We start from the raw sequence: 4,186 nt of genomic DNA, 5'->3' as shown, positions 1-4,186 counted from the left end.
GCACGCGAGGGCAGGAAAGCCACTTTCCGGCCCTCACAGGGCAGGAAAGTGGCTTTCCTGCCCTCCCCAACCCCGGGGGGTGAGCTGCGCGAACGGCACTTTCGAACGATAGGTTGGCCTGAAAGTGCCGTTCGCGCTGGATCCCGGGGTGCCGGTCCACCGCGGTGGCTGCGGCGATCCACCTGACGGCCACTTTTGCTGCAACCACGTTGCATGAAAGTGGCTTTCCTGACCCCAGCGGCCGCCGTCGGGCTAGCCGTTCTCCGCGATGTCCGCCAGCAGCGCGTGCAGCGTCCGCACCGGCGTCCCGGTGCCGCCCTTGACGGTGTAGCCGTAGGGGCTCCCGCTGTGGAACGACGGCCCGGCGATGTCGATGTGCGCCCAGGGCAGGCCGTCCGGCACGAACTCGCGCAGGAACGTCCCCGCCACGAGCATGCCGCCCCAGCGGGCGCCGGTGACGTTGGCGATGTCGGCGACGCGGGAGTCGAGCTCGCCGCGCATGTGGTCGGGGAACGGCATCGCCCAGGCGTCCTCGCCGACGGCGCGGCCGGTGGCGGCGACGCGCTCGCGGAAGTCCTCGCTGCCCATCACGCCCGCGGTGCGCAGCCCGAGCGCGACCTGCTGCGCGCCGGTCAGCGTCGAGGTCTCGACGAGGTAGTCGGGGGTGTCCTCGACGGCGCGGACGATCGCGTCGGCCAGGATCAGCCGGCCCTCGGCGTCGGTGTTGAGCACCTCGACGGTGCGTCCGCCGTACATGCGCAGCACGTCGCCGGGCCGGTAGGCGGTGGCCGATGGCATGTTCTCCGCCATCGGGACGGTCGCCGTCACCGCGACGGGCAGCTGCAGGCGGGCGGCCAGCACGGTCGTCGCGATCACGGCGGCGGCGCCGGACATGTCCGACGTCATCTGGTCCATGTTCGCCGCGGGCTTGATCGAGATGCCGCCGGTGTCGAACGTGATGCCCTTGCCGACCAGTGCCACCTTCGCCCGCGGCGCGCTCCCGCCCGCGTACGACAGCCGCACGAGCCGGGGCTTCCGCGAGGAGCCCTGCCCGACGCCGAGCACCCCGCCGAACCCGCCCTCGGCGAGCGCGGCGTCGTCGAGCACCTCCACCTCGACGCCAGCGGCCTCGGCGAGCTCGCGGGCCCGCGCGGCGAACGTCTCGGGGTAGAGGTCGTTGGGCGGGGTGTTGATCAGGTCGCGCGCGGTGCGGACGGCGTCGGCGACGGCCACCGCGGTGCGCAGGGTGTCGGCAGCGCCGTCGGCGCCGCTCACGAGGTCGACCGTGCCGACGGGACCGCGGCCGCCGCTGCCGTTGGTGCGGTACTCGGTGAACGTGTACGCGCCGAGCAGCGTGCCTTCGGCCGCCGCGGCCAGGTCGATCAGGCTCAGCGTCGAGACGGCGTGCCCGACACCGGTGAGCGCGCGAGCCGCCGCCCCCGACGCCTTGCGCACCTGCTCGGCACCGGGCTCGTCCTTCCCGAGCCCGACGGCGACCAGCAGCGGCGCGGTGATCGCGCCACGGGTCAGCACCTTGACGACCTCGTCGGCCTTGCCGGTCGCGCCCGCTGTCGCGAGCAGCGCGGCGAGCTCGCCGCCGAACGCCTTGTCGACCTCCTCGGCGCCTGCGGCGAGCCGCGGGCCCGCGTCGCCCCCAGAGATCACACCGATCACCACGGCGTCGGCTTCCGCCGTCGCGGGTGAGGCGTTTCCGATGTTCAGCGCGGTGGCCACAGCACATCCTCTCGACGATGAGATCACGCCGAGCACGCGACGAGACCGCTTCGAGATGCTAATGACACCGGCGAGCGGTCATCGCGGGCGGTCGGGGTGCTTGGGTGGTCGGCGTGTCTTCGAGCATGCAACGCCGACTCGGTACGGCCGACGCGGCCGTCCTGGGTCTTGCCGCGATGCTCGGCACCGGGGTGTTCGCCGTTTGGGCGCCGGCGGCCGCCGCGGCAGGCCCGTGGCTGCTCCTGTCGGTCGTGCTCGCGGCGGCCGTCGCGGCCTGCAACGCGGCGTCGTCGGCCGACCTCGCCGTGGCGCACCCCGAGAGCGGCGGCGGTTACGTCTACGGCACCGAGCGGATCTCCGCCGGGGCGGGGCGGCTCGCGGGCGTGGCGTTCCTGGTGGGCAAGTCGGCGTCGGCCGCCGCGGCTGCGGGCGTCTTCGGCGCGTACGTGCTGCCGTCGCAGCCGTTACCGGTGGCGGTTCTTGTCGTCGCCGTCGTGACCGCGCTGAACATCGCCGGGGTCCGCTGGACGGCGACGAGCGCGTACGCCCTGGTCGGCGGCACGCTAGTGGTGCTGGTGGTCGCATCGCTCGTCGGTGTCCTCAGCGCGGGCGGCGCCGAGGAGGCGCCGGCGGCCGCCGTCGCGCCGCCCGAGATCGTCGCGCAGAGCGGCGGGGTGCTCGGGGTCCTCAGCGGTGCCGGGCTGGTCTTCTTCGCCTTCGCCGGCTACGCGCGGATCGCGACGCTCGCCGGCGAGGTGCGCGACCCCGGGCGCGTGCTGCGCAGGGCGATCATGCTGGCGCTCGGGGTGGCGCTCGCGGTGTACCTGCTAGTCGCTGCGGCGCTGCTCGTCGGGCTCGGCAGCGACCGGCTGGCCATGGAGCCGTCGCCGCTGGTCGCGCTGGTCGACGCGAGCCAGGCGCCGGCGTTCGGCGTGCTGGTGCGGGTCGGCGCGGCGGTGGCCGCGGGCTCGGCGCTGCTCTCGGTGCTGGTCGGGGTCAGCAGGACGGCGCTGGCGATGGCCGAGCGCGGCGACCTGCCGGCCTGCCTGGCCGCGATCGGGCCGCGTGGCACACCGTGGCGTGCCGACCTCGCCGGGGGCGTGGTCGCGATCCTCATCTCGACGTTCGCCGGACCGGCTGCCGCGATCGCGCTCTCGGCGTGCTCGGTGCTCGTCTACTACGCCGTGGTCAACGCAGCCGCGCTGCGGCTCCCGGCGGAGTTGCGGCGCTGGCCGGCGTGGACGGCGGCCGCGGGGCTCGTGCTGTGCCTCGGGCTCGCGCTGCTGCTCCCGTTCGCGCAGGTACTGGTCACGGCGGCCGCGCTGCTGGTCGTCTGGAGCGCTTGCACGCTGCTCCGTTCGGGTTAGGCGAGCCCTGCCAGGGGCGTTCGGCGATGATTTCCCCTGATCGAGGGGGGTCTCGTGGGTGTGGTGCGCAGGCTGCAGGCGCGGCGTCGATATCGCAGGATGGCCAAGGCGTTGGCGGAGCTGGACCGGCTCGACGAGGCGCAGGGGCTCGGGGCGCCGCTGTCGGCCCTGCCCTCGGCCCGGCCGCCGCGGCCGAAGCGCCGGTTCCGGCTCGACGCGACGGTCGGCGTCGCGCTCACCGTCGTCGCGGTGTTCCTGGTGCTGAGCGCGCTGCGGCCGGCTCCGGAGCCCGCCGAGCCGGTGCCGGCGGAGTCGACGTCCCTCGTGCTGCCGGCCGACGCCTCCGATTCGCGCATCCTGCCGGCCGTCATCCCCGGGGTCACCGGCGCGCACGCGTTCCTGGCGACGCGACCGGACGGCAGCGCCGTCGGGTTCGACCCGTGCCGCCCGATCCACTACGTCGTCAACCCGGCCGGCATGCCGGACGGCGGCCTCGAGATCGTCCGCGACGCCGTGAAGGAGGTCGAGAAGGCGACCGGTCTCGCGTTCACCGAGGACGGCGTCACGTCCGAGCCTCTCATCGAGTCGCGGGAGCCGCTCCAGCCGCATCGGTACGGCGACCGCTGGGCACCAGTGCTCGTCGGCTGGGCGACCGAGAAGGAGTACCCGCTGCTCAGCGCGGACGTCGCCGGTATCGCCGGCCCGATCCCGTACGCGCCGGCGGGGCCGATATCCGAGTACTACGTCTCCGGCCAGGTCGCGCTCGACAGCGAGTGGTTCGCCGAGGCGGTGACCCACCCGGACGGCGATGCCGCCGCCCGGGGCGTGGTTATGCACGAGCTGGGGCACGTCGTCGGGCTCGACCACGTCGAGGAGGGCTGGGAGGTCATGAACGGCAGCAGCGACGCCGTCGAGTTCGGCCCGGGCGACCTGGAGGGGCTGGCTGCCGTCGGGTCCGGGGGTTGCCGCCGCTAGGACGCGACCGCCGTGCAGCCCCAGCACCGCGAGGCTGGGGGAGGGCAGGAAAGCCACTTTCCGGCCCTCACAGGGCAGGAAAGTGGCTTTCCTGCCCTCGCGTGCGGAAC

Annotated in this window: 3 protein-coding genes; 2 read left to right on the top strand and 1 reads right to left on the bottom strand. The window is 74.1% G+C overall.

Going from position 1 to position 4,186, the window contains the following annotated elements; all coding sequences use genetic code 11:
* Nucleotides 1–252: 252 nt before the first annotated feature.
* Nucleotides 253–1,734 (bottom strand): leucyl aminopeptidase, encoded by a 1,482-nt coding sequence (locus tag LL648_RS43530; RefSeq protein ID WP_232668854.1) that lies wholly within the window; start codon nucleotides 1,732–1,734, stop codon nucleotides 253–255.
* A gap of 125 nt (nucleotides 1,735–1,859) precedes the next feature.
* On the opposite strand from LL648_RS43530, the gene LL648_RS43525 reads away from it, so the two are divergent.
* Both LL648_RS43525 and LL648_RS43520 read left to right on the top strand, forming a co-directional pair.
* Nucleotides 1,860–3,101, top strand: a complete 1,242-nt coding sequence (locus tag LL648_RS43525) for an APC family permease (RefSeq protein ID WP_232668853.1) — start codon at nucleotides 1,860–1,862, stop codon at nucleotides 3,099–3,101.
* 54 nt (nucleotides 3,102–3,155) lie between these two features.
* Entirely contained in the window at nucleotides 3,156–4,076 is a 921-nt protein-coding gene (locus LL648_RS43520) for a hypothetical protein (protein ID WP_232668852.1), read from the top strand.
* The last annotated feature ends 110 nt before the right edge of the window (nucleotides 4,077–4,186 follow it).

Origin of the sequence: Pseudonocardia sp. TRM90224 (genome assembly GCF_021245725.1) — a bacterium.
In the GTDB taxonomy this organism is placed as follows: Bacteria; Actinomycetota; Actinomycetes; order Mycobacteriales; family Pseudonocardiaceae; genus Pseudonocardia.
The sequence above is the reverse complement of the archived record's forward strand: the minus strand, read 5'-3'. Positions and strand labels throughout refer to the sequence as shown.

Bases quoted from the DNA above. Each gene is read 5' to 3' on its own strand.
- LL648_RS43525 (WP_232668853.1), top strand. From the start codon at position 1,860: ATGCAACGCCGACTCGGTACGGCCGACGCGGCCGTCCTGGGTCTTGCC.